The sequence below is a fragment of the Hyphobacterium sp. SN044 genome (assembly GCF_021864465.1).
In the GTDB taxonomy this organism is placed as follows: Bacteria; Pseudomonadota; Alphaproteobacteria; order Caulobacterales; family Maricaulaceae; genus Hyphobacterium.
Genome location: NZ_JAKKUV010000013.1, coordinates 1 through 26678 on the forward strand (window position 1 = coordinate 1; position 26678 = coordinate 26678).

25 protein-coding genes are annotated in these 26678 nt (G+C 63.9%); 7 read left to right on the forward strand and 18 right to left on the reverse strand.

What is annotated here, in order from left to right; genetic code table 11:
• Positions 1-182 precede the first annotated feature (182 nt).
• The gene (locus L5876_RS13625; RefSeq protein ID WP_236956909.1) at positions 183-1682 is read right to left on the reverse strand and encodes a UbiD family decarboxylase; all 1500 of its coding nucleotides are present in this window, start codon (positions 1680-1682) and stop codon (positions 183-185) included.
• Between the two features lie 125 nt (positions 1683-1807).
• Between L5876_RS13625 and L5876_RS13630 the strand changes: the two genes are divergently transcribed.
• Positions 1808-2071: a hypothetical protein gene (locus tag L5876_RS13630; protein ID WP_236956910.1), complete on the forward strand. Its 264-nt coding sequence runs from the start codon at positions 1808-1810 to the stop codon at positions 2069-2071.
• On the opposite strand, the gene L5876_RS13635 is transcribed toward L5876_RS13630, so the two are convergent.
• From L5876_RS13635 to L5876_RS13650, 4 genes are read right to left on the reverse strand one after another with little or no spacing between them, the layout of a single operon-like run.
• On the reverse strand, positions 2068-3435 hold the full coding sequence (locus tag L5876_RS13635) for a serine hydrolase (protein WP_236956911.1): 1368 nt from the start codon (positions 3433-3435) through the stop codon (positions 2068-2070). The two genes, L5876_RS13630 and L5876_RS13635, sit on opposite strands and share 4 nt — an antisense overlap.
• 56 nt (positions 3436-3491) lie before the next feature.
• On the reverse strand, positions 3492-4364 hold the full coding sequence (locus L5876_RS13640; protein WP_236956912.1) for an SRPBCC domain-containing protein: 873 nt from the start codon (positions 4362-4364) through the stop codon (positions 3492-3494).
• Positions 4361-4723, reverse strand: coding sequence for a metalloregulator ArsR/SmtB family transcription factor (locus L5876_RS13645; protein ID WP_236956913.1), 363 nt, complete (start codon positions 4721-4723; stop codon positions 4361-4363). Before L5876_RS13645 ends, L5876_RS13640 begins: the two co-directional genes overlap by 4 nt.
• 53 nt (positions 4724-4776) lie before the next feature.
• Positions 4777-5076: a GNAT family N-acetyltransferase gene (locus tag L5876_RS13650; RefSeq protein WP_236956914.1), complete on the reverse strand. Its 300-nt coding sequence runs from the start codon at positions 5074-5076 to the stop codon at positions 4777-4779.
• 117 nt (positions 5077-5193) lie between these two features.
• Between L5876_RS13650 and L5876_RS13655 the strand changes: the two genes are divergently transcribed.
• Positions 5194-5634 (forward strand): BLUF domain-containing protein, encoded by a 441-nt coding sequence (locus tag L5876_RS13655; RefSeq protein WP_272906984.1) that lies wholly within the window; start codon positions 5194-5196, stop codon positions 5632-5634.
• Here the strand turns inward: L5876_RS13655 and L5876_RS13660 are convergent.
• The 9 genes from L5876_RS13660 to L5876_RS13700 form a co-directional block, all read right to left on the reverse strand.
• The gene (locus L5876_RS13660; protein WP_236956916.1) at positions 5618-6352 is read right to left on the reverse strand and encodes a hypothetical protein; all 735 of its coding nucleotides are present in this window, start codon (positions 6350-6352) and stop codon (positions 5618-5620) included. The genes L5876_RS13655 and L5876_RS13660 overlap by 17 nt on opposite strands.
• Entirely contained in the window at positions 6349-7266 is a 918-nt protein-coding gene (locus L5876_RS13665; protein ID WP_236956917.1) for an aminotransferase class IV, read from the reverse strand. The genes L5876_RS13660 and L5876_RS13665 overlap by 4 nt, the downstream gene beginning before the upstream one ends.
• Positions 7266-8042: an enoyl-CoA hydratase gene (locus tag L5876_RS13670; RefSeq protein ID WP_236956918.1), complete on the reverse strand. Its 777-nt coding sequence runs from the start codon at positions 8040-8042 to the stop codon at positions 7266-7268. The genes L5876_RS13665 and L5876_RS13670 overlap by 1 nt, the downstream gene beginning before the upstream one ends.
• Positions 8043-8101: 59 nt before the next feature.
• A complete protein-coding gene (locus L5876_RS13675) occupies positions 8102-8539 on the reverse strand; it encodes a MarR family winged helix-turn-helix transcriptional regulator (protein WP_236956919.1) in 438 nt (145 codons plus the stop codon).
• Between the two features lie 41 nt (positions 8540-8580).
• Entirely contained in the window at positions 8581-9240 is a 660-nt protein-coding gene (locus L5876_RS13680; protein ID WP_236956920.1) for a 50S ribosomal protein L11 methyltransferase, read from the reverse strand.
• Between the two features lie 70 nt (positions 9241-9310).
• The gene (locus tag L5876_RS13685) at positions 9311-10717 is read right to left on the reverse strand and encodes a pitrilysin family protein (RefSeq protein ID WP_236956921.1); all 1407 of its coding nucleotides are present in this window, start codon (positions 10715-10717) and stop codon (positions 9311-9313) included.
• On the reverse strand, positions 10714-12159 hold the full coding sequence (locus L5876_RS13690; protein ID WP_236956922.1) for a pitrilysin family protein: 1446 nt from the start codon (positions 12157-12159) through the stop codon (positions 10714-10716). The genes L5876_RS13685 and L5876_RS13690 overlap by 4 nt, the downstream gene beginning before the upstream one ends.
• An 80-nt stretch (positions 12160-12239) precedes the next feature.
• Positions 12240-13106, reverse strand: coding sequence for a 4-hydroxybenzoate octaprenyltransferase (gene ubiA, locus L5876_RS13695; protein WP_236956923.1), 867 nt, complete (start codon positions 13104-13106; stop codon positions 12240-12242).
• Between the two features lie 98 nt (positions 13107-13204).
• Complete coding sequence (locus tag L5876_RS13700; RefSeq protein ID WP_236956924.1) at positions 13205-14569, reverse strand: NAD-dependent succinate-semialdehyde dehydrogenase; 1365 nt, start codon at positions 14567-14569, stop codon at positions 13205-13207.
• 89 nt (positions 14570-14658) lie between these two features.
• Here L5876_RS13700 and L5876_RS13705 point away from each other — a divergent pair, with 89 nt between their 5' ends.
• The 3 genes from L5876_RS13705 (at position 14659) to L5876_RS13715 (ending at position 18872) form a co-directional block, all read left to right on the forward strand.
• A complete protein-coding gene (locus tag L5876_RS13705; protein ID WP_236956925.1) occupies positions 14659-15501 on the forward strand; it encodes a 16S rRNA (uracil(1498)-N(3))-methyltransferase in 843 nt (280 codons plus the stop codon).
• Between the two features lie 90 nt (positions 15502-15591).
• Entirely contained in the window at positions 15592-16965 is a 1374-nt protein-coding gene (locus L5876_RS13710) for a glutamate--cysteine ligase (protein WP_236956926.1), read from the forward strand.
• Positions 16966-17156: 191 nt separating this feature from the next.
• Positions 17157-18872: a peptide MFS transporter gene (locus tag L5876_RS13715; RefSeq protein ID WP_369281046.1), complete on the forward strand. Its 1716-nt coding sequence runs from the start codon at positions 17157-17159 to the stop codon at positions 18870-18872.
• A 94-nt stretch (positions 18873-18966) separates the two neighbouring features.
• Here the strand turns inward: L5876_RS13715 and L5876_RS14840 are convergent, their stop codons facing one another.
• The 4 genes from L5876_RS14840 to L5876_RS13735 form a co-directional block, all read right to left on the reverse strand.
• Entirely contained in the window at positions 18967-21108 is a 2142-nt protein-coding gene (locus L5876_RS14840) for a TonB-dependent receptor (protein ID WP_236956928.1), read from the reverse strand.
• 102 nt (positions 21109-21210) lie between these two features.
• Positions 21211-22623 carry a metalloprotease TldD gene (gene tldD, locus L5876_RS13725; RefSeq protein ID WP_236956929.1) on the reverse strand — a complete coding sequence of 471 codons (1413 nt, stop codon included), beginning with the start codon at positions 22621-22623 and terminating at the stop codon, positions 21211-21213.
• Positions 22624-22696: 73 nt separating this feature from the next.
• A complete protein-coding gene (locus tag L5876_RS13730) occupies positions 22697-23263 on the reverse strand; it encodes a tetratricopeptide repeat protein (protein ID WP_236956930.1) in 567 nt (188 codons plus the stop codon).
• 139 nt (positions 23264-23402) lie between these two features.
• Positions 23403-23846 (reverse strand): hypothetical protein, encoded by a 444-nt coding sequence (locus tag L5876_RS13735; protein ID WP_236956931.1) that lies wholly within the window; start codon positions 23844-23846, stop codon positions 23403-23405.
• A gap of 342 nt (positions 23847-24188) precedes the next feature.
• Here L5876_RS13735 and coxB point away from each other — a divergent pair, with 342 nt between their 5' ends.
• Both coxB and ctaD read left to right on the forward strand, forming a co-directional pair.
• Entirely contained in the window at positions 24189-25037 is an 849-nt protein-coding gene (coxB, locus tag L5876_RS13740; protein ID WP_236956932.1) for a cytochrome c oxidase subunit II, read from the forward strand.
• A gap of 11 nt (positions 25038-25048) precedes the next feature.
• Entirely contained in the window at positions 25049-26677 is a 1629-nt protein-coding gene (ctaD, locus tag L5876_RS13745; RefSeq protein ID WP_236956933.1) for a cytochrome c oxidase subunit I, read from the forward strand.
• Position 26678 lies beyond the last annotated feature (1 nt).

The window sequence follows — 26678 nt, forward strand, 5'->3', positions numbered from 1 at the left end:
CCGGGGTCGTGCGCGCATTCGCGTGAAGCCGGACCTGCATCACCCAGCCCTCCGTCTCAACGCAACATAGGCTAGCCCAGCAACGATCGCTGGGGAATCAAAACAATCGTCCGAAACGAAACACGAAAGCCGGGGTCCAGATTGAAGAGTGCTCTGGATTCCGGCTTTCGCCGGAATGACGCTTACAGCCCCAGCCTCTCCCACATCTCGGTGACGCGCTGCTTGGTCGCCGCGTCCATGTCGAGCTTGTCGCCCCATTCGCGGTTTGTCTCGCCGGGCAGCTTGTTGGTCGCGTCGAGGCCGATCTTCGAGCCGAGGCCCGAGACGGGCGAGGCGAAGTCGAGATAGTCGATCGGCGTGTTCTCGATCACGGTGATGTCGCGGCCCGGGTCCATGCGGGTCGAGACCGCCCACATCACGTCCTTCCAGTCGCGCGCGTCGATGTCATCGTCCACGACGATGACCCATTTCGTGTACATGAACTGCCTGAGATAGGACCACACACCCATCATCACGCGCTTGGCGTGGCCGGCATAGGCCTTCTTCATCGACACGACGGCGATGCGGTAGCTGCAGCCTTCCGGCGGCAGCCAGAAGTCGACGACTTCGGGGAATTGCTGGCGGAAGAGCGGGATGAAGACCTCGTTCAGCGCCTCGCCCAGCACGCTCGGCTCGTCGGGCGGGCGGCCGGTGAAGGTGGAGAGGTAGATCGGATCGCGGCGCATCGTGATGGCGCTGATCTCGAACACCGGGAAGCGCTCGACCGAATTGTAATAGCCGGTGTGGTCGCCATAGGGGCCTTCGGGGCCATCCTCGTCGAGGAGGACATGGCCTTCGAGCACGATCTCCGCCTCGGCGGGCACTTTCAGCGGCACGGTCTTGCAGTCGACCAACTCGGCCTTCTTGCCGCGCAAGAGGCCCGCGAACTGGTATTCGCTGAGCGTGTCCGGAACGGGCGTGACGGCAGCCAGGATGGTGCCGGGATCGGCGCCCAGCACGACGGCGGCGGGCAGGGGTTCGGGCTTGGCCTTCTTCCAGCGCTGATAGTGCTGAGCGCCGCCGCGATGCTTCAGCCAGCGCATCAGCGTGCGGGTCTTCGACAGCTTCTGCATCCGGTAGATGCCGAGATTGAAGTCGTCCTCGCGATCGGCCGACGGCCCCTTGGTGACGACGAGCGGCCAGGTGATCAGCGGGGCGGGTTCGCCGGGCCAGCAGGTCTGGATCGGGATGCGGTCGAGGTCGATGTCGTCACCGGTCAGGACGATGTCCTGACAGGGCGCCTTGTTCACCGTCTTCGGGCGCATCGCCAGCACGTCCTTCGCGATGGGCAGCATGGCGATGGCGTCCTTCAGGCCGCGCGGCGGTTCGGGCTGGCGCAGGAAGGCGAGCAGCTCGCCAACCTCGCGCAGTTCCTTCGCGTTCGTGCGCGGCTTGCCGCCCAGTGTGACGGCGCGGGCGACGCGCTCCACCGTGCCGAACAGGTTAACCAGCACGGGCATTTCGGCCGGGGTGCCGTCTTCCTTCACGGCGTTCTCGAAGATCACGGCTGGGCCGCCCTCTGCGAGAAGACGGCGCTGGATCTCGGTCATTTCGAGCGCGGTTGAGACCGGTTCGGTGACGCGTTTCAGAAGGCCGTCGGCCTCCAGTATGTCGATGAAGTCGCGCAGCGATTTGTAGGCCATGCCCTGCCTCTTCGTGGTGCGCGGTTCAATCTGCCCCTTTGTCTGTCCAAGTCCAGAGCAGAGGGCTGCGACGGAACCGCGCCCGGTCTTGCCGGTTAACGATACGAGCCACCTATCCGCCTGCCATGTCGACCTTCTACAAGCTGATCGGAATTCTCCTGATCCTCGGCGGACTTCCGCTGTTCTGGACGCCCATCCCGGTCGGGCTGATCATGATCGCGGTCGGCCTGTCGCTGATCATCGCGAACTCGAACACGGCGCGCGGTGTCGTCCGCCGCCAGCGGGAACGGCATCACGGGTTCAATGACTGGCTTTTGAAGGCGGAGAAGGTCATCCCCCACCCGTTCGCCCGGATATTGAGACGGACCGACGCCCCGCCGCGGGCCTAGTCTTCGCTGGCCTCCGGCGTGCGCATCGCGGCGACCACCAACACGGCGAGGTCACGCGCGCCCGTACCGCCCTGGTTCGACGCGCCCATGCGGATGACGACGAGTCCGCGTTCCGGAATGGCGTAGCCGTACTGTCCCTGGAAACCCTGCGCATGGAAGCTGCCCTCGGGCAGGTAATCGCCGTCGAGCCAGACGCCGGAGCCATAGTCTCCATTCGATCCGGGCGTGGGTGTGGTCACATAGTCATCCCACCAGTTCGGGATCAGGCGCTGACCGTCCGGGGCGAGACCGTCATCGACATAGAGCTGCATCATCCGCGCCCAGTCGTGCGGGGTGGCGTACAGGTAGGACGATCCCTGGAAGGTGCCACTCTCGTCCGGCTCGATGACGGCGGAATGCATGTTCAGCGGTGCGGAAAAAAGGTCGCGGATTGCGCGCGCCTGCTCAGCGAGCCCGTCACCCATCCGCTGCTGCATGGCGTGGGTCGCCAGGATCGTGTTGCCGCTCATGTATTGCCAGTGGTCGCCCGGCGCGTGAAGGCGTTCGCGCGTTGCCGCGAAGCGCGCCATGTCGGACTCGGTCATCAGCATGTCGGAGTTCGGGTCGAAGCCATTGTTGATCTCGGCAATGGAAAGGCCGCCGGTCATCCGCAGGAGTTGATCGATCGTCGTGGCCTCGGCCTCTTCGCCCCGGCCCAGAAGTTCCGGAACCTGTCCGGGTTCGAAGGCGTCGATCTGGCCGCGCTCGGTCAGAATGCCGGCCAGCGTCACCATTGCCGTCTTGGTCATCGACCAGCCGTGCAGGCGGTTCTCGCGGGTCAGGCCGTCGGCATAGCGCTCGGCGACAAGGTGTCCGTCATGCAGGACGACGACAGCCAGCGTGTTGCGGGTGCCGCGCGGATCATCGAAGGCGGCATCGACCGCAGCTTGAAGCGCGTCGGTGTCGAAATTCGCATCGCGGTGCGCGGCGTCGAGATCGAAATAGACGGGGGCTTCGGTCTCGATCGTGAGGTCGGGATCGAAATCGCCGGTCCCGTGCACAAGGGTGCAGCCCAGCCCGTCGCGCCAGACGGCGCGCTGACGCCAGAACAGGCCCAGCACGCCGGCCGTGACCTCGCGATTGTCGCGATCGATGTCGTAGTGGATCAGGCTGGCCGCGTCGCCAAGAAGCGGGGTGATGTAGAGGGCATTGGCCCGCTCTTCGTCCAGGCCGGACAAGAAGACGAGGGAACAGTTCTGCTTCGCCACCAGACCGGTTCCGGCCCAGAGATAGGTCCGTCCCACCGGTGAGACATTCAGAGCGACCAGCGCAATGACGATCACCGCGGCGAGCCCGCCGCCGATCCACGCGAATATCCGGCCCATCGAATTCCCCTGCCGCCCGTCTGACGTTGGTCAGTGTGCGGTCGCACGGGGCGGGGTCAAGCCTTCGCGGCCTTTTCGGCCGCTTCCCTGATCTTGCCGAGGAAGTAGCTCCAGCCGAAGGGATAGTCGCTGACGTCCACGGCGCGCACGAAGCCGTCATGGATGAGGGTCACGCGGGTGCCCTCGCCCTCGTCTTCGAGGAGCCAGGTCACGCGCTGGTCGGGGACAGACTTGTCGCCGCGCCAGTCCGGCCAGCTGGTGACGAATTTCCGGTCCTGTTCGAAGTCCAGGATCTTCATCGGCGGCGGCACGACCATCTGGCCGTCATTCTCATAGGCCCAGCCGAAATCGAGCGTGCCGGCATCAAGGTCGACCTTGGCGTCCTTGGCGATCCATTGATTGAGCAGTTCGGGATCGTTGAAGGCACGGAAGACGACGCTTCGCGGCGCATCGACATAGATCGAGCTTTTGACCACGGCCTCGGTTTCCGTGAAGTCGGGGAGGGTGACCGGCGCACCCATCAGGTGGCACATCAGCGCGCCCAGATGGATGCGCCACATGTCATCCACCAGCTCTTTCGCACGGCCGATGGAAGGGGCGCGTTCGAAGCTGTGTGTAATGTTGAGCTTGGCCTTTTCGCCATCGGGCTCGACCTCGAGCCGGGCGAGACCTTTGCATCCCTCGACGGGCCAATCGAAAGTGATCATCTTGCCTGGTTCGAACTCGCGGATCACGCCGCTGGCATCCGCCGGGCCGGGCGTGCCGTAGGTGTGGCGGCCCCAGAAGCGGAACTTGCCCAGCTTTCGCGGTTCGATGTCGACGTGTTCGGCCAACCAGACCCTGAGGTCTTCCGGATCGGTGAGGGCGTCGAACAGGCGGGACGGTGTGGCCTCAAGCGTCACCGAATGGGTGTGGGTCAGACCGGTCATGGCGTGTCTCCCTCGCCGGATGATTTCGATTTCCGGTGTTCGGCCTCGACGGCCTGCTTGAGGCCGGTCAGCCGGGCGGCCCAGTAGAGGCGATAGGGCTGAAGCCAGCGATCGACCTGCTTCAGGCCAGAAGGGTCAAGCGAATAGAGGCGGGCACGAGCCTCACGGCGTTCCCTGACCAGCCCGGCTTCGCGCAGCACACGGACATGCTTGGCGATGGCCGGCCGGCTGACCGGGAAGCGGGCGGCAATGTCTCCCGCCCGCATCTCGCCGCCGCGCAACAGGTCGAGAATGTCCCGCCGCGTCGGATCGGCGATGGCGGAGAAGCTGTCCCGTTGCTCGCTATTTTGTGTAACCATACGGTTACGTATAGCGGTTCGGAATATCGCTGGCTAGCCCATGGATCGAAAAATCAGGCGATGAGGTCGGCTTCGTCGGGGTGTTTGCGGAACCACGCTGCCACATAGGGGCAGAGCGGGACGATCTTCACACCTGCCGCACGGGCTTCTCGTACGAGCGCCCGTGCCAGTTGGCTGGCGATGCCGCGCCCGGAATAGGCGTCCGGCACGCCTGTGTGGTCGGCGATCCATTTGCCCGTACCGGCGCGGGAATAGGTCAGTTCGGCTTCGGCCCCGCCGTCGAGGTCGATGACGAAACGCCCGCGCGTTTCCTGCTGCTCGTGGCGAACCTGATGTTGCTCGGCTTCTGACATCGATCTGCAAATTCCTATCCGAAGTTGTGGTTGAGCGGCATCGCTCATGGCTAGGTTCAAGGTTACAATCGAACTCGGTTTCCACCCAAGCAAAACCGCCGTGAGCGTTTCCGTTCCATGTTGCTTTGCCGTCTCATCTATTTCAGTCGCGCTGCCATACCGGCAGGACCGGGTGCCTTGAGCGGCGATCTCGGCCGCATTCTCAATGCCAGCCTGAAAAACAACACCCGCGACAGGATCACGGGGGCGTTGATTTATGACCGTGGCCGCTTCGTGCAGGTGCTGGAAGGTGGCCGATCGGTCCTGAACCAAACCTATCAGCGCATCCGTTACGACATGCGCCACGAGAAGGTGACGCTGACAGACTTTGCCGAAATTCCGGCCCGCGAATTCGGAGCCTGGTCAATGGCCTTTGCTGATGCCGCCAATGCCGGCGACGTCGGACCTGCGCTGATCGACCTCGAAGTTGCTCCGGCGGAGGTGCTGCTTGAAAAGATCCGGCGGGTCACCGCGAAGGGCGTCATCGCCGAAACTCAGGAAATCATCGACCGGGTGTAAGTTTGAGCTTCCTCAGCGCTTCGTAGTGCGGGCGGCATTCGGCGACGACCGGGTCGAGACTGTCCGGGAAATCGTGCGGGCTGTCGCGCGGAGGTTCGAAGCCGATGGAGGTCTCGACACGGCCATACCACCAAGGCGCCCACGGCCCGTCGCTGTCGCGTTTGCCGGCCGGCCAGGACAGCATGTGTTCGTCGAACGGCACGTCGACCGCAGCGCAGATCTTTCGCAGCATGCCCTCGGGTTCGCGCAGCACGTCGATGCCCTCGACCACCGGCCAAGCATAGCCGCTGAAACTGCAGGCGACTTCATAGAGTTCGCGCTGGACGGCCATGCCGAGATCGTCGGCGGTGACGCCTCCGGCAGCAGCGTTGAAACTGGCGGCGACCTCGGCCGGGTCCCGGATCAGGAAGATGTGGCGGCACACGGCCATCCAGTCGCGGCGGAAGCCCGGAAGCATGTGCTGGGCCATGTGCTTCTGGAAGAAGATCGGACTGCCGCCCGGCGCGTCGCCGGCGCATTCCGACGCGATGGTAAGCGCGTCGAGCGGCACCGATTGCAGGATGTGATCCCGGCCGGGATGGTCGAGGCCGGTCTGTAGCAGATAGGGACCGTAGAAGGGTTCGTCCCACACCTCGCAATCGGGCCGGTTCTCCCACGACCGCATGGTGGCAGTGGAGATGTTGCGCGGTCCCGACCACAGGCAGATGCGGATCGTCATCCCCGCGCCTCCCGTTCGATGCGCTCGCGGTAGAGGGTTTGAAGCCGTTCCACGACCGGGCCGCGCTCCGCGCTGATGGTGCGGCCATCGATTTCGGTCACGGGCACAACGCCGGCGAACGTGCCGGTGGTGAAGGCCTCGTCCGCGCCATAGACATCGGTCAGCGAGAAATTCTTCTGGAAGACCGGTATTGCGGCCGCCTCGCACAGTTCGATCACCACGCCGCGCGTGATCCCGCCGAGGCAGAAATCGCCGGTCGAGGTCCAGACCTCGCCCTTTCGCACAATGAAGAAATGGGTCGAGTTGCAGGTTGCCACGAAGCCGTGCGGGTCGAGCATCAGGGCTTCGTCCGCGCCAGCTTTCGTCGCCTGGATGCAGGCCATGATGCAGTTGAGTTTCGAATGCGAGTTGAGCTTCTGGTCCTGCACGTCGGGATATCCGCGCCGGACGTGAACGGTGAAGAGTTTCAGACCGCGTTTGGCGACTTCCGGATCGGGGGTCTTCCATTCCGGCAGGATGACGATCGTCGCCGGCCCGATGGTGACGCGCGGATCCTGATACGGCGTCGCCTTGACCCCGCGCGTGACCATCAGGCGGATATGCACACCCTCGCCCGTCAGCATGGCGTTAGCGGCAAGCGTGTCGCGGATGGCAGCGGTGAGTTCGTCCCGATTGAGCCCGATATCGAAGTCGAGCGTCTTCGCGCCCTCGTAAAGCCGGTCGAGATGCCGGTCGAGGAAAGCGATATGGCCGTGATGGACGCGCAGGCCTTCCCACACGCCGTCGCCCAGCACGAAGCCGGAATCGAGCACTGATACGGTCGCTTCGGCGCGCGGTTTCAGCGTGCCGTTGATCCAGACCTTCACCGCCTCGTTGCGCGGATCGGGCAGGTAAGTATGCGCGCCGGTGCCCATCAGCCGAACTTCGAAAAATCAGGCTTGCGCCGCTCCATGAAGGCGGTGGCCGCTTCGGCGAATTCCGGCGATTGCAGCATTTCAGCGAAAAGCTGGCCTTCCTTCAGCATGCGCGCATCGACCGATTCCGGTTCGGCGTTGATCAGCGCCTTGGCCTGGCGCACCGCACCCGGCGATTTCGCCGCGAGGGCAAGGGCGCGATGGTGAACCTCGTCGGCCAACGTGCCGGAGGGGAAGATGCCGGCAATCATGCCGGCCTGCAGCGCACGTTCGCTGTCCCATACCGAGCCAAGGAGGAGCAGGTCGGACGCCGGGGACCGGCCAAGCCGAGCCGGGAAGAGGAGGCTGGACGCGTATTCCGGCGCGAGGGCGAGATCGACGAAGGGTGTCTTGAACTGCGCGCGCTCGGACGCGTAGGCGAGGTCGCAATGCATCAGCAGCGTGGTGCCGATGCCGACGGCGACGCCGTCAACCTCGGCGATGACCGGCTTCTCGGCATTGAGGAGCGCACGCATGAAGCGTTCGACCGGCGGGGTCTCGGCGGCGCCGATATGCGGCGGGGCCTCCATGAAATCCATCAAATCGTTGCCGGCGGTGAAGACACCCGGCTGACCGCCAAGGACGAAGACCTTCACCGACTTTTCCCGGTCGCCGGTCTCGATCGCTTCGGCGGCGGCGGAATACATGGCGCGGGTCAGCGCATTCTTCTTGTCGGGGCGATTCCAGCGGATGGTCCGCACGCCGCTATGATCCTCGACCGTCACCAGTTCCGTCATCGTCATCCCTCGCTTGGTTCGGCGGAAAGACTAACGGCAGTTCCGCGGCACGAAAACGCCTATTCCGCCGGGCGGGTGACGATCGCCGTCAGCGCGTCGTGCAGCGCGTCGGCAGCATCCTCGCCGAGCATGTCTTCAAGCTCGGCATTGAGCGATTTGAGGGCGGCGTCGGCCTTCTCGCCGGCCTCCCGGCCCTTGGCCGTCAACGTCACGAGGGCGCCGCGGCGGTCGGACGTGTCGGTGCGCTTGGCCACCAGACCGGCCTTCTCCATGCGCGTGACGAGGCCCGTGACGGCAGGCGGGTTCAGCGACAGCGTCTCGCCGATCGCGCCCATGCGGCGGTCACCGCGGCGAAGCAACAGGAACAGGACAGCGGCCTGAGATACGCTGACACCGGCTTCGGACTTGAGGCGTGTGTCCGCATCCCGGCTCATCCGCCGGGCGGCGATCTCGATCAGAAGGAAAAGCCGCCGGTCGACGGCGCGTGCCTTGGCCATGACGCAAATCTGCGCCGATTCCTTCGCCTGCGAAAGAGATGTCAGGCGATATAGCGCCAGACCTTGGCGTGCCGGACCTCGCGGTCTTCCAGGTCGCGCGTGACCGGCACTGCATATTCCGCCAGCTTCTCGAGCCGGTCCGTCGGCAGGAAGCTTCGCCCCGGATCACCGATCAGCACGGTTGCGCCCTTTGCGTGACGGGCCGAGAGCCAGCAGTCGATCCGCTCGGCCGGCCCCTTCTCGTAGAAGACGTCTCCGGCGAGAATCACGTCCCATTCGCGGTCCATCTCCGTGACGTCACCCAGTACGGTCTCGACGCTGCTGGCGTTGAGCGCGGCGTTCAGCTTCACGGCTTCGATCGCGAAGGCGTCGATCTCGCTGGCGGTGACGGCAGACGCCCCGGCCCGGCCCGCGGCGATGCCCGCCATGCCGCCACCCGCGGCAAAGTCGAGGATGCGCTTCCCGCTGACGATGTCCGGCCGGTCGAGGCAATAGCGTCCGAGCGCCTGGCCGCCTGCCCAGGCGAAAGCCCAGAAGGGCGGCGGCAGGCCCTGTTCCTCCAGCGCCTCCTCGGTCTGGCTCCACAGTTCGACGGTTTCCTCGGCGAGGTGGAAGCGCAATTCCGGCAGGAGCGGGGGCGCGATGACGCCGGTCACGCGTTCGATGAAGGCCGCCGGTGTTTCGCCATTCTTCAGGATCACGCCAAAGGCTCCGATACGAAACGGCCGGGCCCGTTTCCGGACCCGGCCGTCACCAGGGATACGAGAACGATCAGTCCTCGATGAAGTCCGCGCCCGACAGGGCCGGCAGGAGCTGGATCTCGTCAGAGATCGAGCCCTCATCGCCGACCACGACCAGGACGAGATTGTCGGTGTCGAGATACTCGGTGGCGACACGAGCGATATCCTCGCGGGTCACCGCCATCACGCGCGGGACATAGGTCTCGAGATAGTCGTCCGGCAAACCATAGGAATCCCGGAAGGCGATCTGGTTGATCAGCCCGCCGGTCGAGGCGTTCTGCAGGATGAAAATACCCGATATCCAGGTCTGCATCCCTTCGGCTTCACTTTCCGGGACGAGGTCAATCTGCATCCGGTTGATTTCGCCAAAGGTCTCGGCCAGGGCTGGAGCGGTCTGCGCCGAGACGATGTCAGCATTGAACGTCCAGTAGCCCGAGCCCGGGCGGTTGGTGATCCCGGAACCCGGCGAATAGGTCCAGCCCTTGTCCTCGCGCAAATTCTGCGTGAGGCGCGAGGTGAAGGACCCGCCGAGGATGGCATTCATCACCGTCAGCGGAATGGCGTCCGGATGGTCGGGACCGACCGTCGGAAAGCCGAGGCGAAGGGTGGATTGCGGCGCGCCGGGACGGTCGATGATTCGAACCACCGGGCCGACTTGCGGCGGGATCGGCTCTGCCGTCCGTGCTTCGCCTTCTTCCCAGTCGCCGAAGGCCTCGCGGATCGCGGCCTCCATCGCGGCCTCGTCGAACCGGCCCGCGACATAGATCCGGGTGCGCGCCGCCCCGAAATTCTCGTCGTGGAAGCGGTTGATGTCGGCCATCGTGTAGCTGTTCAGTTGTTCGATGGTCGGCAGGGTGTGACCATAGGGGTGGTCCGTTCCGTAAAGCAGTTCGGCATACGCCTCGTTGGCGACCGGCTGCGGACGCGAGCGCGCATCGGTCACGTTGCGGATGATATTCTGACGAACCCGGTCGAGTTCCGATTCCGGCAGGTCCGGACGGCGTACGACGTCGGCCAAAAGCGCCACCGCTTCCGGGCCATTCTCGGCCAGGACGTTCAGCGCCAGCGTCGTGTCATGGATGCCGACGCCGACATTGAGATTGCCGCCCATGGCCGCTGCCGCGCGGGCAATTTCGTCGGAAGCGCGGCCACCCGCCCCCTCTTCCATCATCGCGCCGGTGAGGTCGGCGAGCCAGGTCTGTTCACCGTCATCGATATTGCCGGCTTCGACGCGGACCTGGATGTTCACCATCGGTGCCAGGCCGAAGTTGATGAAGGTCATCTCCAGACCGTTCGAGAGTTCGACGGTGCGGGTGTCGGGCAATTCGAAGGGGCGCGGTTCGCCGATTTCCGGGCGCGGAGGGCCGGATTGGGCGAAAGCAGGCCAGGCGGCAAAGGCCGCGGCGGCCAGCCCGGCGATCAGGATGGAGCGATTCATTGCGCGTCCTCCTCTTCACCGGCCTCGTCTTCTTCGGCCGGGACGACTTCCAGAACAGTGCGGTTGGTCGGGCGCAGATATTCCTGCGCGGTGGCCAGAACGAGTTCCGGCGTGACCTGGTCGAAGCCTTCCTCGATGCGGTTGATCCGGGAGGGATCGTCATCGAACAGGGCGAAGGCGGCGAGCAGGTCGACGAGACCGAAACGCGTGCCGGAATCGACGATGCCGTAGAAATCCGAGCGCAGCTTGGTCAGCGCGCGGTTCAGCTCCTCGTCGGTGATCTCCTCGGTGCGAACGCGTTCGATCACGCTGTCGACCGAGGTCATGATCTCTTCCCGGCTGTTCTCGCTGCCGTGGATCATGCCGACCGTCCAGAGCATCGGGCCGTTGTAGTTGTAGATATTGCCGAGCAGGTTGATGCCGCCGAACACGTCCGACGTGTAGCCCTCATCGACCACGAGTTCCTGGCGCAAAAGACTGTCATTGCCCTGGACCAGAAGCTGATCGAGCACCGCCATCGCGTAGTATTCCGGGGTGCCGCGATCCGGCATCTGGTAGCCGAAGGCAAGCGCGGGCTGCGGCGCGAGCGGGTCCGGATTCACGCCGAACTTCTCTTCTTCCTGACGCGGCTCGGAGACGTCGATCTCGGGCAAGGGATTGCCGGAGGGAATGTCCGCGAAATAGGTCTCGACCCACTCCAGCGTCGCTTCGGGATCGATATCGCCCGCGACGACGATCACCGCGTTCGACGGGCTGTAATAATTGTCGAAGAAGGTCTGGGCGTCTTCGAGCGAGGCCGCGTCCAGATCGGTCAGGTCGCCGTAGAAGTTGTGCGCGTTGTGCCAGTTCTCGAAAGCGAGCATCGGCAGGTCGATCCAGATCCAGCCGCCATAGGGCTGGTTCAGGACATTGACGAAGACCTCGTTGCGGACGACTTCGCGCTGATTGTCGAGGGCTTCCTGATCGATGATCGGGCGGGCCATGCGGTCCGCCTCGGCCCAGAGAATGGCCTGGAGTGCGTTCGAGGGAACGACTTCATAGTAGTTGGTGAAGTCGAACCGGGTTGAGCCGTTGTTCACGCCGCCGGAGTTGTAGATCAGCTGGTCGAATTCTCCGCCCGGCAGGTTTTCCGAGCCCTGGAACATCAGGTGTTCGAACAGGTGGGCAAAGCCGGTGCGCCCTTGCGGTTCGTTGCGGAAGCCGACGCCGTAGTAGACCGCCACGGTCGCCGTCGGAATGGTATCGTCTTCCGAAAGAACGACGCGCAGGCCGTTCTCGAGTGTGTGATAGCTGACATCGATCTCGATGCCGCTTTCCATCGCGCCGCCCGTGTCCGTGCCGGTGTCCGTGGTGTTCGGATCGTCCGCCGGAGGGCCGTCAGTTCCATTGCCGCAGGCGGCGAGCGTCAGCGCGCCGAGTGCGGCAAGAAGCCGGATTAGCATAGGTCAGTCTCCCCAATGACCGCCGCATCCCTCAAAGCGGCGGAGATGAACACCCATCACGCCATGGGCGGCGGTCCGGGTCAAATGAACGCTGCGACAGCCAGTGCCAGAACCAGTAACAGTCCGGTGAGCTGGTTCGCCTTGAAGACGGCGAGGCATTGATTGCCGAAGGCCGGATCGACATGGCGGATCTGGTCGAACAAATGCCAGGCGTAGAGCGCGAACGGAACCACGAACCAGGGCGAAGCTCCGGCCAGCAGGGCGGCCAGACCCGCCAGCGCAGCGGACGCGCCGTAGAAACCCCAGAGCCAGAGATGCAGGTTCGATTGCAGCGCCCGCGCCGTCGATCGCACGCCGACCAGGGCGTCGTCTTCCATGTCCTGGCAGGCGTAGATCGTGTCGTAACCGAGCGTCCAGAAGAAGCCCGACGCGTAGAGCGCGATCCCGGCGGCATCGATCCGGCCGGTCATCGCCGTATAAGCCACGAGCGCCCCCCAGTTGAAGGTCAGCCCGAGCCAGGCCTGCGGCCACCAGGTGATCCGCTTCATGAAAGGATAGGCCGCGACGAGCACGAGCGATCCGAGCGCAATGCCGATGGCAAGGGGCGGAAGCTGCAGCAGCACGACAAAGCCGACGAAGCATTGGGCGAGGATGAACAGCCAGGCGGCGCGCAGCGTCACCGTGCCCGCCGCGAGCGGCCGGTCGCGGGTCCGTGCCACCTGTCGGTCAAGATCGCGGTCGACGATGTCGTTATAGGTACACCCCGCACCGCGCATCGCGACTGCGCCGATCAGGAAGAGCAGGGCGAAATAGGCATCGTTCCAGCCGAGCCCGTTCCCGACGGCTGCGAGCGCCACACCCTGGAAGCAGGGTATGGCGAGCAGCCAGAACCCCGCCGGGCGGTCATACCGCGCCAGACGCAGGAAGGGGCGGATGCGCGTGGGCATCCGGTCGACCCAGGTTTTCGGAGCGGAATCCGCAACGCGGCGGTCAGAGGCGAGAGTCATCGCGCGCAGTGTTAACCAAAGCCCGGCGGGCCGGAAAGTTACTTAATCGCCACAGCCTTGCGGTTGGTGAATTCGAGAGCGCCGTCGCGGGCCAGTTCGCGGCCATAGCCGGACGCTTTCACGCCGCCGAAGGGCAGTTCCGGGGTCGAGGCGACTTTCTGGTTCACGGCGGTCGTTCCGGCATTGAGCCCGTTTACCGCAGCTTCGATCTCGTCCTCATTCTGTGTGAAGATGGCCGAGCCCAACCCGTAGCGGTGAGAATTGGCGAGATGGATGGCGTCGGCGAGCGAGCGTACGCGGCTGAACAGGGCGACCGGGCCGAACAATTCCTCCACCGCACCTGGGCTCTGCGCGGGGATGTCTTCCAGTACTCCGGGTTCGAAGAAGGCTCCGGGACGCTCCATCGGCCTGGCGCCTGTCACCCGGACCCCGCCCATCGACACGGTCTTCTTCACCTGTTCGTCGAGGCCGGTGCAGGCATCGGCGGAAACAAGCGGGCCGACATCGGTGTCGTCCTGCGTCGGGTCACCGACGGTTTGCTTGTCGATCTCCGCGATGAAGGCGTCGCGATAGGCGTCATAGATGTCGGCGTGGATGATGAAACGCTTGGCGGCGATGCAGGACTGGCCCGAATTGGTCAGGCGCGCGTCGACGCCGACTTTCGCCGCGGCCTCGAGATCGGCGGACGGCATGACGATGAAGGCGTCCGAGCCGCCGAGTTCCAGCACCGTCTTCTTGATCACCTCGCCGGCAACCGACGCCACGGCGGATCCGGCCTTTTCCGAGCCCGTCAGCGTGACGGCGCGGATCCGGTCGTCGCGAATGACGCGTTCGACGCGCGCTGACGTGATCTTCAGGGTTTCAAACGTGCCCGGTACGAAGCCGGCTTCGGCGAACAGGTCCTGCAGGGCGAGGGCGCAGCCCGTCACATTTCCGGCATGCTTGAGCACGCCGGTATTGCCCGCCATGAGGTTGGGTGCCGCAAAGCGGATCACCTGCCAGAAGGGAAAATTCCACGGCATGACGGCGAGCACCGGTCCGATGGGCAGGTGGCGGACATAGCGTTTCGGATCGTCATCGACGCGCTCGTCGGCCAGGAAGCCTTCCGCCCTGTCGGAATAGTAGCGGCAGGCAAGGGCGCATTTCTCGACCTCGGCGCGGGCCTGCTTGATCGGCTTGCCCATCTCGGCTGTCATCAGGTGGGCGTATTTCTCTTTCCGGTCCTCCAGCACACCGGCGACGGCGCGCATCCGCTCAGCGCGCGCGTCGAAGCTCATTGACCGGTTCGTATCGAAAGCCTTCGACGACCGGTTCAGAGCAGCCTCGATCTCGGCGTCGGTGTGCTGTTCGTGCTCCGACAGGGTTTCGCCATTGGCGGGATTGATCGATTTCAGCATGTCCATCGGGGGGCTCTCCTGTCGGTTTGTCCCAGTGTAACAGGAGATGACGCGGCCGCGTTCCGCTGCGCCTTCATCCGGGCTATGCATCGCGGATGAACATACCGCGCCTCTATCTCGATCAGCCGCTCAGCGAAGGCAGCGAGTTTCGCCTCGGCAAAGACGACACGCATTACCTCGTCACGGTGATGCGGCGGGGGTCGGGCGATCCGGTGCGCGTGTTCAATGCGCGCGACGGTGAATGGCAGGCAGGCGTCAGCGAGGCGAGCCGCAAGGCGGCCGTGCTCACGCTGGGGCCCCAGCTGCGCCCGGCGCAGTCCGTGCCCGATCTGGACCTCTTGTTCGCGCCGGTGAAAAAGGCGCGCACGGACTTCATCGTCGAAAAGGCCACGGAGCTTGGCGTGCGGCGGATCCGCCCGGTCATGACCCGTTTCACCCAGGCCGAGCGGGTGCGAACCGACCGTTTCCAGGCGCTGGCCAAGGAGGCCGCAGAGCAGACCGAACGGTTCGACATTCCCGAGGTATTCGAGGCCGAGGCGCTCGACCGGGTTCTCGATGACTGGGATGAAAGCCGCGTGCTGATCTATTGCGACGAGGCAGGCGACGACCCCGATGCCCCATGGGGCGGGGATGCCGGACGGGCCGGACCGGCGCTGGAGGTTTTCCGGGCACTCCACCCCACCCCGACCCTCCCCTCAAGGGGAGGGAGTCAGGACGGCGTTTCACTCCCTCCCCCATCGGGGGAGGGCCGGGGTGGGGGGCTGAAGGCGGCGATCCTGATCGGGCCAGAAGGCGGGTTTTCTCCCGAGGAGCGGGATCGGCTTCGCAGCCTGCCCTTCGTTCGCGCGATCAGCCTGGGGCCTCGCATTCTGCGCGCGGATACCGCGGCGGTCGCGGCGCTGACGCTGTGGCAGGCGATGTGCGGCGACTGGTCGTAAATCCGTGAACCGCGTTCAATCGATCGTGAACCGCCCTTGCCGATCCGGCCGGCTGCGCATAACTGACACGCGGGCAAGCGAGGGCAGGCTTTGAGCGGAACTTACGGACAAGGTGGCGAAGGCGCGCCGGTCACCACAATCGAAGACCTTGCGGGTCATCTTGCGACCGGCTGCAAACCGCGCGAAGCGTGGCGCATCGGGACCGAGCACGAGAAGTTCGGCTTCACGCTCGAAGGTCACCATCCGCTGCCCTACGAGTCCGACGGTCCGAGCGTTCGCAAGATGCTGGAAGGCCTGACCCGGTTCGGCTGGGAAGAAGTCCTTGAAAACGGCAAGCCGATCGCGCTGAAGCGCGATGGTGCGAGCGTCAGTCTTGAACCCGGTGGCCAGTTCGAACTGTCCGGCGCGCCGCTGGAAACCCTCCACCAGACCTGCGCCGAAGTGAATGGCCATCTCAAAGAGGTGAAGGCTGTCGCGGACGAAATCGGCGCGGGTTTCCTTGGCCTCGGCTTCTCGCCGAAATGGTCGCTGGAAGAAACGCCGCTCATGCCGAAGGCGCGCTACGGCATCATGAAGGCCTACATGCCGAAGGTCGGCACGTTGGGCCATCAGATGATGTTCCGTTCGTGTACCGTGCAGACCAATCTCGATTTCTCGAGCGAAGCGGACATGGTCAAGAAGCTGCGCGTCTCGCTGGCGCTGCAGCCGATCGCGACCGCGCTGTTCGCCAATTCGCCCTTCGCCGACGGCAAGCCGAACGGCTATCTCTCCTATCGCGGGCACATCTGGACCGATACGGACAACAACCGGACCGGCCTCCTTCCCTTCGCCTTCGAGGACGGGATGGGGTTCGAGCGCTATGCCGAATGGGTGCTCGACGTGCCGATGTATTTCGTGAAGCGCGGCGGGAAATTCATCGACGCGTCGGGCCAGAGCTTCCGCGACTTCATGGAAGGCAAGCTGCCGGCCCTGCCGGGCGAGCGCCCGGTGATGAGCGACTGGGAAGACCATCTCTCGACCATCTTCCCGGAAGTGCGCCTGAAGACCTTCCTGGAAATGCGCGGCGCGGATGGCGGGCCGTGGAACCGGCTGTGCGCCCTGCCGGCCTTCTGGGTCGGTCTGCTCTACGATGACGGCGCGCTCGACGAGGCATGGCAGCTGGTGAAGGACTGGACGGCGGAAGAGCGCGTTGCTCTGCGCGAAGGCGTGACGAAGACCGCGCTCAAGACGCCCTTCCGCAACACGAATGTCCAGCAGATTGCGCGCGACGCGCTGGCGATCAGCCGCAAGGGCTTGCGCGCCCGCGGCCAGCAGAACATGCACGGGGAATACGAAACTCTCTTCCTCGACGACCTCAACGAGATGGCCGCGACGGGAAAGACGGCAGCGGACGACCTGCTCGAACGCTATTACGGACGCTGGAACCAGTCGGTCGAACCGGCGTTCGAAGAGTGCGCCTACTGACGATCACTTGAAGTAGAGCAGGCTTGAGCCTGCCTCCCCCGCGTGATCAAGTGCGCGCCAATTCGAGCACTTGATCGAATGAAGGGGAGATCAACTTGACCGACACGACAGTCGCTTCGCGGCCTGATCCGTCGCAGGACCGCAGCTTTTTCGGGCATCCGAAGGGGCTTGCCATCCTGTTCTTCACCGAGATGTGGGAGCGCTTTTCCTATTACGGGATGCGCGGCCTGCTGATCATCTATCTGACCCAGCACTTCCTGTTTTCGGACGAACGGTCAACGCTCATCTATGGCGCCTACACGGCGCTGGTCTACGTGATGACGATCATCGGTGGCACGCTGGCCGACCGTTATCTCGGCCAACGAAAGGCCGTGACATTCGGTGCGATATTGCTGGTGCTTGGACACGGCATGATGGCATTCGAAGGGGCCGGATCACGTGAAATCCTGACGTTCGAAGGCACGGAATACGAACTGACGCTCGACGGGCGAGGTGGCGACGCCAACCAGATTATCGTGCTGGGAGACGCACAGTCGCGGATCGAGTTCGCAGAAGGCGGCACCGTCATCGCCGTCGCCGATCCAGACGCGGTCGGCCTTCCGGCGGAAATTCCGTTTTCGAGCGACATGACACGAACGGTTCAGGAGCCGCTCTACGTCAACATTCTCTACCTGGCGCTTGCACTGATCATCGCCGGTGTCGGCTTCCTGAAGGCGAACATCTCGACGATTGTCGGCACGCTCTACGGGCTTGGCGATCCCCGGCGCGATTCCGGCTTCACGCTTTTTTACATGGGGATCAATCTCGGTTCCTTCCTGTCCTCCGTAATCATCGGCTATATCGGCATCGCCTACGGCTGGGCCTGGGGTTTCGGCCTCGCCGGCGTCGGCATGCTGGCTGGCCTGCTGACCTTCCTGGTGTTCCAAGGTTGGCTGGAGGGCCGAGCCGATCCGCCCGATGCAGAGAAGCTGAAGCAGAAGGTCTTCGGGCCGATCAATGTTGAGTGGGCCTGCTATCTCGCGGGTCTTGGCATCATCGCGATCTCGATGTTGGCCGTGATGAACCCTCAATACATGGGCGGCATTCTCGGTCCGCTCGGCCTGATCATGCTGATCTTCCTGGCCGGTTACGCTTTCCTGAAAACGAAGGGGATCGAGCGCCGTCAGATGTTCGCGGCGATCTATTTCGTGCTGGCGCAGATTCCGTTCTGGGCACTGTTCGAACAGGCCGGCTCCTCGCTGAACCTGTTTACCGACCGACTGGTGGACCGCACGATGTTCGGCTGGTCCGTCCCGGCACCGGTCTTCCAGAGCCTCAACGCGGGCTTCATTTTCATCTTCGCGCCCATCATGGCATGGCTCTGGATCTATCTCGCCAAGCGCAACCGCAATCCCTCGACTCCGGTCAAGTTTGCTCTCGGCGTGCTCATGGCCGGTCTCGGATTCTTTGCGCTGGTCGGTGGTATGGGGATGAGCGGTGAAGCCGGTCTGACGGCCGTCTACTTCATCTTCCTGATCTATTTCATCCACACGATGGGTGAATTGATGCTGTCGCCGGTCGGCCTGTCAGCCGTGACCAAGCTGGCACCGGCCCGTGTTGTCGGCATGACGATGGGGGCCTGGTTCCTCTATTCGGGCCTGTCGAACTTCCTGGCGGGCGTTATCGCGTCAACGACCGGTGCCGAAACGATCGGTGGTCAGCTGACTGACGTGGCTAGTGCCAAAGCGACCTATACCGATGTCTATACCCAGGTGGGCCTCATTGCCGTGGGTATCGCCGTCGTGATGTTGCTGATCTCGCCCTTCATCAAGTGGCTGATGGCGGGCGCGGACCAGCGAATGGAATCACATCCCGAGGATACCGAGGCGGGCGGACCTTCCATGGACCGCACGTCGGGTGCGCCATAATCGGCGCTCCCACGGGAGAAACGAAGAAGGGCCGCGGAGTTATCTCCGCGGCCCGTTTCATTCTGACGCCCGTCTCGGAGGGGGCCGGTACCGGTCAGAATGTTCCGCGCATCTGGACGTAGAGGGTGGCGCCTTCGCTGGTGTTGCGGTCCTCGATGAAGGCCACGACACCGCCCTGACGCCCGCCCTGGTCGGGGTCGAAAATGAAGCGGCGCAAATCCTGACCGTTGTCGAAGACGTAGTCGGCACCCAGGCGCGTCGTCACGCCGAACCAGCGCGTCGTCTCGATGTAGATGTCGAAATCACCGTCGGAGAAGCCTTGCTGTTGCAGCTCGTTGGCGCGGAAGACCTTGCCGTTCGACAGCCAGTAATAATCCCAGCCCCAGGCCCATTGCTGTTCGGGGAAGGTCTGGCGGAAGTCGAGCCGGGCCTCCCATTCGCGGATGCCGGTGAAAACGCGGTCCCGCCCGGTCAGCGGATCGGTGATGTTGGTGCCGTACCATTCAAAGAAGGTCGTCAGGACAGCGTTGCGAAGTCCGATCCGGTCGAGCGGGGTGGTCGCATTCAGGGTGACCCGGTCGATCGTGCCGTCGCCGATATTGCCCGGCACGTCGAAATAGCGGCCGGTGACGAGGTTCAGGCGTGGCTCGAAATCGTCGAGCCCTTCGATGAAGTCGCGCCCGACCTTGATCGACACCGACGCATCATCGCCGAAGGTCCGCGTCCACTCTGCTTCGACCGTCCAGGTGCGCTGCGGCTCGTAGTCCGGATTGCCGAAGGTCGAGTTGTTGTTGTCGAGATCGACTGAGCTGGCGAACTTCCCGAACTCCAGCTGGGCGACGTCTCGTTCGACCGCGAAACGCAGGCGGTTGGCAGCGTCCAGCCGCCAGTTCAGCGTCACGGACGGCTTCGGATAGAAGAAGGTCCGCGACTGTTCGACATCGCCGGTCTGGCTGATCTCGGAGAATTCGAGGCGCAATCCGCTCTCGATATTCACGTCGTCATTCAGCGTCCAGACATGCCGGCCAAACAGCTCGGCGCGGCGTTCCTCGACCCGGGCATCGGCGACCGGCAGGTCGATCGGGGTGAGGGTGGTGCCGTCGTCATAGGTCAGCGCGACGAAGGAATCGCGGGCGTTGAAGGCGCCCTCCGCGCCGAATTCGATCGTGTGGGTCTCGTTCGGTGTCCAGGTGAAGGCCTGACGTAACGCCAGTTCGGTGTAATTGCCTTCGGCTTCGAAGATCACCGCCTCGACGAAGGCGACGGGATCGTAGACCTCGAAGGGTTCGGGACCGTCCTCCCATTGTTCGTAAGAGACGAAGCCGGTCGTGGTCGAGGCCAGCGTGTCCGTCCAGTCGCGGCTCCAGGTCACGGAACCGCGTCCGCCCATGCCGTAGTTGAACGTCTCTGAGCGTTCAAAGCGGATCGGAGCGAAGCCGCCGCCCGGTTGGACGCCGTCGACGAAGCCCACATTCTGCCGGTGCCAATCCCAGATCCAGCCGCGACCATCGATGCGGAGCTCTGACCCGTCGCCGAGCGTTGTGTTCAGCGAGAATGTGGGATTGATCTCCCATGAATCGCGCTGATCGCTCTCGCTTCGCCGTTCCAGCCAGTTGCCGGCACCGTCATAGAGGGCCTCGCGCCGATTGAACCGGCGTGCACTCAGGCTGCCTTCCAGACCCAAGGTGAGTTCAGTCACCTCGCCGAGCCGCCGCGACATGGAGATCGACCCGGACGGTGTGATGCGCGCATTGTCCCAATAGGACAGTCGCAGATTCCAGGACGTCGATTCCCCGGCCCCTTCGCGCAGGATGATGTTCGCGAGACGCGCGTGACCGCGCATTTCGAACTCGCCGGCGGAATCGCTGATCAGCTCGATCCGCTCGACATCCCCGGCGGGAATGCGTTGCAGGACCGTGTCCAGGGAGATCGACTTGTTCGACGGCCGCCGTCCGTTGATCAGCAGGTTTCCGAAGGAATCGCCCAGCCCCCGGCGCTCCGTATCCCCGCCATTCAACGAAAAGCCCGGCAGGCGCGTGATCATGTCCAGCGCCGTGACCGGTGAGAAGCCTATGAAAAAGTCGGCCGGATAGGACTGCCGGCCGTCAGTGACGACCGCAGCATCCGGTTCGATCTGCCGGACAGCGGCTTCGCCCTCCTGGGCGTCAGCCATGGTGAAAAATGCAAAGACAGTCGTGGCCGCACTTGCCAGTGCGGCAACCTTGATCCCTGTCACGCGCGTCTCCCTCGCGAACGCGCCCGTCCCTAGCCGAAGCCGACACTAGTCCGCATTCGCAGCTTCGTGCGTTACATGTCAGTAAGGGGGTTCACGCGTTCGTCAGGCGGCACCGCCAACCGTAAGTCCGGTGATCTTCAGCGTCGGCTGGCCGACACCGACCGGCACGCCCTGGCCGGCCTTGCCGCAAACCCCGATGCCGGGATCGAGCGCGAAATCATTGCCGATCATGGAGATCCGGGTGAGGGCGGTGGGACCATCGCCGATCAGGGTTGCGCCCTTCACCGGGGCGACGATCTTCCCGTTCTCGACCTTGTAGGCTTCGGTACACTGGAAGACGAATTTGCCCGAAGTGATGTCCACCTGACCGCCGCCGAAATTCACGGCGTAAAGACCATCCTTCAGGCTGGCGACGATCTCCTGCGGATCGTCCCGGCCGCCGAGCATGTAGGTGTTGGTCATGCGCGGCATGGGCATGTGGGCGTAGGATTCGCGTCGGCCATTGCCGGTCGATGCGACGCCCATCAGGCGGGCGTTCAGCCGGTCCTGCATGTAGCCTTTGAGGATGCCGTCCTCAATCAGCACGGTGCGGCTGGTCGGCGTGCCTTCATCGTCAACGGTCAGGGAGCCGCGGCGCTTCTCGATCGTGCCGTCATCGACCACGGTGACCCCCGCAGACGCCACGCGCTCCCCGACACGGCCGGAGAAGGCGGAGCTGCCCTTGCGGTTGAAGTCACCTTCGAGGCCATGCCCCACCGCTTCGTGGAGCAGGACGGCGGGCCAGCCCGGGCCGAGGACGACGTCGGCCTGGCCGGCGCGGGCGTCGATTGCATCGAGATTGACGCGGGCAATGCGCAGTGCTTCGTCGGCGAGCCCTTTCCAGCTTTCAGGCTGTATCCAGACATGAAAGGCGTCGCGTCCGCCGGCGCCAGCGGAGCCGGATTCGCGGCGGCCATCGCGCTCGACCGTGACCGAGACATTGATCCGGACCAGCGGCCGGTCATCGGTCTTCAGATCGCCGTCGGCGCGCAAGATACCGATGATGCGGCGCGAGCCCGCGAGGCTGGCCGAAACCTGAACGACGGACGGATCCTTCGCGCGGACATAGGCGTCGATTTCCGCGAGCAAATTCACCTTGGTCTCGAAATCCGGTTCGCCGACCGGGTCGATGGAATCATAGAGGCGGCGATTGGTACCGGCAGGCGGCTCGGCCAGAACGCCCGAGCGTCCGCGCTTGGCGGCTGCGGCGGCTTCACCGGCCCGGTCGAGAGCGGCGAGGGTGGGGTCGGACGTGTGGGCGTAGCCGGTGGATTCCCCGCTGACCACGCGCAGGCCGAAGCCGCGCAGCGCATCGAAGCTGGCCGATTTCAGCCGGCCATCGTCCCAGACGAGGGATTCGCTGACACCGTGTTCGAGGAAGAGTTCGCCATCGTCGGCACCGTCCAGCGGCCCGGCAATCCGGGCGCGGGCGGAATCGGCATCGAATTCAAACGGGGCGAAGGGGTCGCCGGTCATGGAGCCTCACTCGTTTCGCATGAGGCTCCATGGATAACCGACGCATGGCGCAGGCGCGAGGCCCGCGTGTCAGTCAGCTGTTGTTGACGATGCGAAACCGGTCGAGTTCACGGCGGACCGCCGTCCAGTCCGGATCGAGCTCGAGCGCGGTCAGATAGTCCTGATAGGCGGCCACGTTATTTTCCATCATCTCGTAGGCGATGGCGCGGTTCACATAGGCGCGCTCCGGATGGTCGATCCCGGCCTCGATCGCCGCGGTTGCGGCATCAACGGCGTCCTGCGGACGGTTCAGGCGGACATAGGCGGCTGAGAAGTTCAGCTGGATTTCCGGGGCCTCGAAGCCGAGATCGACGGCATCTTCGAGGTCACGCAGCGCCGACAACGGCTGGCCCATATTCATCAGGATGACGGCGCGGTTCACATAGGTCCGTGCCCGCGTGTCGCGATCCATCATGTTGTGGTCGAAGGCGGCGTTGCAGTCGCGCAGCGCGGCCATGTCGAACTGGTGCATGGCGGCATTCTGGTAGCAGCCGGCGGCAGCGCTGCGGCCGACGACGACCATGGACTGGGAAAAGGCCGGGGCCGACAAGGCGGTCGCAGCGGCCAGGGATGCAATAGCGATTGCGAGTTTGGTTTTCATGGCGTTCCTCCCGAAAGCCGGTCCGGCGGCTTCAGGGCTGCTGCAAGCCGGACCGTGATGCTCACCACGCTAGCGCCGCGGCGGAAGAACGGAACTCAGGCAGGCCTACTCTCACGCCGAAGTGATTCCGATCACGTGGTCAGGAGAGAGAGTGAACCTGGAAGCGGTCGAGCGCCTCTCGCGGGCGTGACCAGTCCGGCGCGACCTCTGCGGCGTCGCGATAACTTTCATAGGCCGAGCGGATGTCGCCGAGCAGCTCCAGGGCCACGCCCCGGTTGAACAGCGCATTCGCACGGGAATTCGTGCCGGCGGCAACGGCATAGTCCGCGGCCTCCACTGCCTCGGCATAGCGTTCGAGCAGAATGAGAGCGGCCGAACGGTTCGTCGCCGATTCGGGCATAAGGGTCGGATCGATCTCGTCGGCGCGGCTGAAATCGTCGAGCGCTTCATCGGCATGGCCGATATTGATCAGGATGATTCCCCGGTTGATGTGGGTCTTGGCGAGTTCGTTCTGGGTCAGATTGGCCCGCGCAATCGCGCGGTCGCATTCGTAGAGGGCTTCGCGCTGCGCGTTTCTCTGCATAGCGCCTTCAAAGCAGTTCCGGGCGGGACTGCCTGCCGCATATGCAGTGTAAATCTGTGCGTCTGCAGGCGCGGACAACCCGATAGCGGCTGCCAGAATGGCCAGTCTGATGACCATGACTCCCTCCCTTGAAGCCATAATTCAAACCGCACAGTAGCAAATTCGAACCGCAGCAAAAAGCCGCCCGTTGCTTCACCCGGCCATCGACAAGCGCCGCCTGACGTCTTATTGCGACAAAACAACGCTGTTAGCGGCCTGACAGGACCGTCACACGGCTCTATATTCCGCCGCGCCTGGCGAGGGGGCTCGCTCCCGTTAAGCCGAATTGCACCTGGGGAAGACATGCGATTCTTGACCGCGATACTTGCCACCTGGGCCGCCGCCGCATCCGGTGCGTTGGCTCAGGCCGGACGGCCGCACGATGGCGGCATCGGGCTTCAACGTTCCGTCACGTCGATGATGGACGGGATTACCCATTTCCACACTTTCGTGCTGATCATCATCACGGCGATCACGCTGATCGTTCTGGCGCTGCTGATCTACGTGATTTTCCGCTTCCGGGCGAAAGCCAATCCGGAGCCGAGCAAGTTCAGCCACAACACGCTGGTCGAGGTGATCTGGACCGGTATCCCGGTTCTGATCCTGTTCGTGATCGCGATCCCGTCCTTCCGACTCCTCTACCACAATGACGTCATTCCGGAGTCGGAGATGACGATCAAGGTGACCGGTTACCAGTGGTATTGGGGCTATGAGTATCCCGACCAGGAGATCGGCGAATACCTGTCGAACATGATCCCGGACGAGGAAATCGACGAGGCGGCCGGCCAGGTCCGGCTCCTGTCGGTCGACTATCCGATGGTGATCCCGGTCGATACGACGGTGCGCGTCCAGGTGACCGCCGCGGACGTGATCCACTCGTTCGCGATGCCGTCCTTCGGCAACAAGATCGACGCGATCCCGGGCCGTCTCAACGAGACCTGGATCAATGCGCGTGAAACCGGCGTGTATTACGGCCAGTGCTCGGAACTGTGCGGCCAATTCCACGCCTTCATGCCGATCGAGATCCATGTCGTCCCGCAGGACGTGTTCGAGCAGTGGTCCGCCGCGGTCGCGGAAGACCCGGACTCGGGCAATGCCATTCTCGCCGAATTCCAATCCGCACAGCGCGACACGCGCATGGCCGCGCGCTGAGGAGCTGACCCATGACTGACGCTGTCGCTCATCACGAAGACCACGACCACAAGCCGGGCTTCTTCACCCGCTGGTTCTTCTCCACGAACCACAAGGATATCGGCACGCTCTACCTGATCTTCTCGATCGTGGCGGGCGTGATCGGCTTCCTCATGTCCGGCGTGATCCGCTGGGAACTCGCCGAGCCGGGCATGCAATTGTTCGGCGGGCAGATCGGCAACGAGCACATGTACAACGTGTTCGTCACGGGCCATGGCCTGATCATGGTGTTCTTCGTCGTCATGCCGGCGCTGATCGGCGGGTTCGGCAACTGGTTCGTTCCGATCATGATCGGCGCACCGGACATGGCCTTCCCGCGGATGAACAACATCTCGTTCTGGCTGCTGCCCTTCGCCTTCATGTTGCTGCTGATCTCGATCTTCGTTCCGGGGTCTTCGGGCGGGAATGGCTTCGGCGGGGGCTGGGTGATCTATCCGCCGCTGTCGACGTCGGGTCACCCCGGACCGTCAATGGACTTCGCCATCCTGTCGCTGCACCTCGCCGGTGCGTCGTCGATCCTGGGGGCGATCAACTTCATCACGACGATCTTCAACATGCGCGCGCCAGGCATGACTCTGCACAAGATGCCGCTCTTCGCCTGGTCGATCCTGATCACCGCCTTCCTGCTGCTTCTGGCGCTGCCGGTTCTGGCAGGTGCGATCACCATGCTGCTGACCGACCGCAATTTCGGGACGACCTTCTTCGACCCGGCCGGCGGCGGCGACCCGGTGATGTTCCAGCACCTGTTCTGGTTCTTCGGTCACCCCGAAGTTTACATCATGATCCTGCCGGGCTTCGGCATCATCAGCCACATCGTGTCGACCTTCTCGAAAAAGCCGGTCTTCGGTTATCTCGGCATGGCCTACGCGATGGTCTCGATCGGCTTCATCGGCTTCATCGTCTGGGCGCACCACATGTACACGGTGGGCATGGACGTCGATCTGAAGGCCTATTTCGTGGCCGCGACTATGATCATCGCCGTGCCGACGGGCATCAAGATCTTCTCGTGGATCGCGACGATGTGGGGCGGCTCGATCGAGTTCAAGACCCCGATGGTCTGGGCGATCGGCTTCATCTTCCTGTTCACCGTTGGCGGTGTGACGGGCGTGATGCTGGCCAATGCGGGCGTCGATAACGCGTTGCACGACACCTATTACGTGGTGGCACACTTCCACTACGTGCTGTCGCTGGGCGCGATCTTCACGATCTTCGCCGGCTTCTACTACTGGCTCGAGAAGATGAGCGGGTACAAATACTCCGAATTCCTGGGTCTGGCCCATTTCTGGGTGACCTTCATCGGTGTGAACCTGATCTTCTTCCCGCAGCACTTCCTCGGACTGCAGGGCATGCCCCGGCGCTATGTCGACTATCCGGACGCCTACGCGCTCTGGAACATGGTGTCGTCGATCGGCTACGCCGTGACCATGGTCGGCACGATCATCTTCTTCGTGATGCTGGCGGATGTCTTCGTCCGCCGCCGCAAGGGGGTCGCCAATCCGTGGGGTGTGGGTGCCACGACGCTGGAGTGGACGTTGTCCTCTCCGCCGCCCTTCCACCAGTTCAACGAACTGCCGAAGATCGAGCCGGACCACCACCACTGAC

Coding starts and splice junctions, on each gene's coding strand:
- L5876_RS13660 (WP_236956916.1), bottom strand. CDS start 6,352: ATGACGATCCGCATCTGCCTGTGGTCGGGACCGCGCAACATCTCCACT.
- L5876_RS13630 (WP_236956910.1), top strand. CDS start 1,808: ATGTCGACCTTCTACAAGCTGATCGGAATTCTCCTGATCCTCGGCGGA.
- tldD (WP_236956929.1), bottom strand. CDS start 22,623: ATGACCGGCGACCCCTTCGCCCCGTTTGAATTCGATGCCGATTCCGCC.
- L5876_RS13685 (WP_236956921.1), bottom strand. CDS start 10,717: ATGAATCGCTCCATCCTGATCGCCGGGCTGGCCGCCGCGGCCTTTGCC.
- L5876_RS13625 (WP_236956909.1), bottom strand. CDS start 1,682: ATGGCCTACAAATCGCTGCGCGACTTCATCGACATACTGGAGGCCGAC.
- L5876_RS13715 (WP_369281046.1), top strand. CDS start 17,157: ATGTGGGAGCGCTTTTCCTATTACGGGATGCGCGGCCTGCTGATCATC.
- L5876_RS13655 (WP_272906984.1), top strand. CDS start 5,194: ATGTTGCTTTGCCGTCTCATCTATTTCAGTCGCGCTGCCATACCGGCA.
- L5876_RS13645 (WP_236956913.1), bottom strand. CDS start 4,723: ATGGTTACACAAAATAGCGAGCAACGGGACAGCTTCTCCGCCATCGCC.
- L5876_RS13650 (WP_236956914.1), bottom strand. CDS start 5,076: ATGTCAGAAGCCGAGCAACATCAGGTTCGCCACGAGCAGCAGGAAACG.
- L5876_RS13670 (WP_236956918.1), bottom strand. CDS start 8,042: ATGACGGAACTGGTGACGGTCGAGGATCATAGCGGCGTGCGGACCATC.
- L5876_RS13690 (WP_236956922.1), bottom strand. CDS start 12,159: ATGCTAATCCGGCTTCTTGCCGCACTCGGCGCGCTGACGCTCGCCGCC.
- L5876_RS13735 (WP_236956931.1), bottom strand. CDS start 23,846: ATGCAGAGAAACGCGCAGCGCGAAGCCCTCTACGAATGCGACCGCGCG.
- coxB (WP_236956932.1), top strand. CDS start 24,189: ATGCGATTCTTGACCGCGATACTTGCCACCTGGGCCGCCGCCGCATCC.
- ctaD (WP_236956933.1), top strand. CDS start 25,049: ATGACTGACGCTGTCGCTCATCACGAAGACCACGACCACAAGCCGGGC.
- L5876_RS13700 (WP_236956924.1), bottom strand. CDS start 14,569: ATGGACATGCTGAAATCGATCAATCCCGCCAATGGCGAAACCCTGTCG.
- L5876_RS13665 (WP_236956917.1), bottom strand. CDS start 7,266: ATGGGCACCGGCGCGCATACTTACCTGCCCGATCCGCGCAACGAGGCG.
- ubiA (WP_236956923.1), bottom strand. CDS start 13,106: ATGCCCACGCGCATCCGCCCCTTCCTGCGTCTGGCGCGGTATGACCGC.
- L5876_RS13730 (WP_236956930.1), bottom strand. CDS start 23,263: ATGAAAACCAAACTCGCAATCGCTATTGCATCCCTGGCCGCTGCGACC.
- L5876_RS13675 (WP_236956919.1), bottom strand. CDS start 8,539: ATGGCCAAGGCACGCGCCGTCGACCGGCGGCTTTTCCTTCTGATCGAG.
- L5876_RS13635 (WP_236956911.1), bottom strand. CDS start 3,435: ATGGGCCGGATATTCGCGTGGATCGGCGGCGGGCTCGCCGCGGTGATC.
- L5876_RS13640 (WP_236956912.1), bottom strand. CDS start 4,364: ATGACCGGTCTGACCCACACCCATTCGGTGACGCTTGAGGCCACACCG.
- L5876_RS13705 (WP_236956925.1), top strand. CDS start 14,659: ATGAACATACCGCGCCTCTATCTCGATCAGCCGCTCAGCGAAGGCAGC.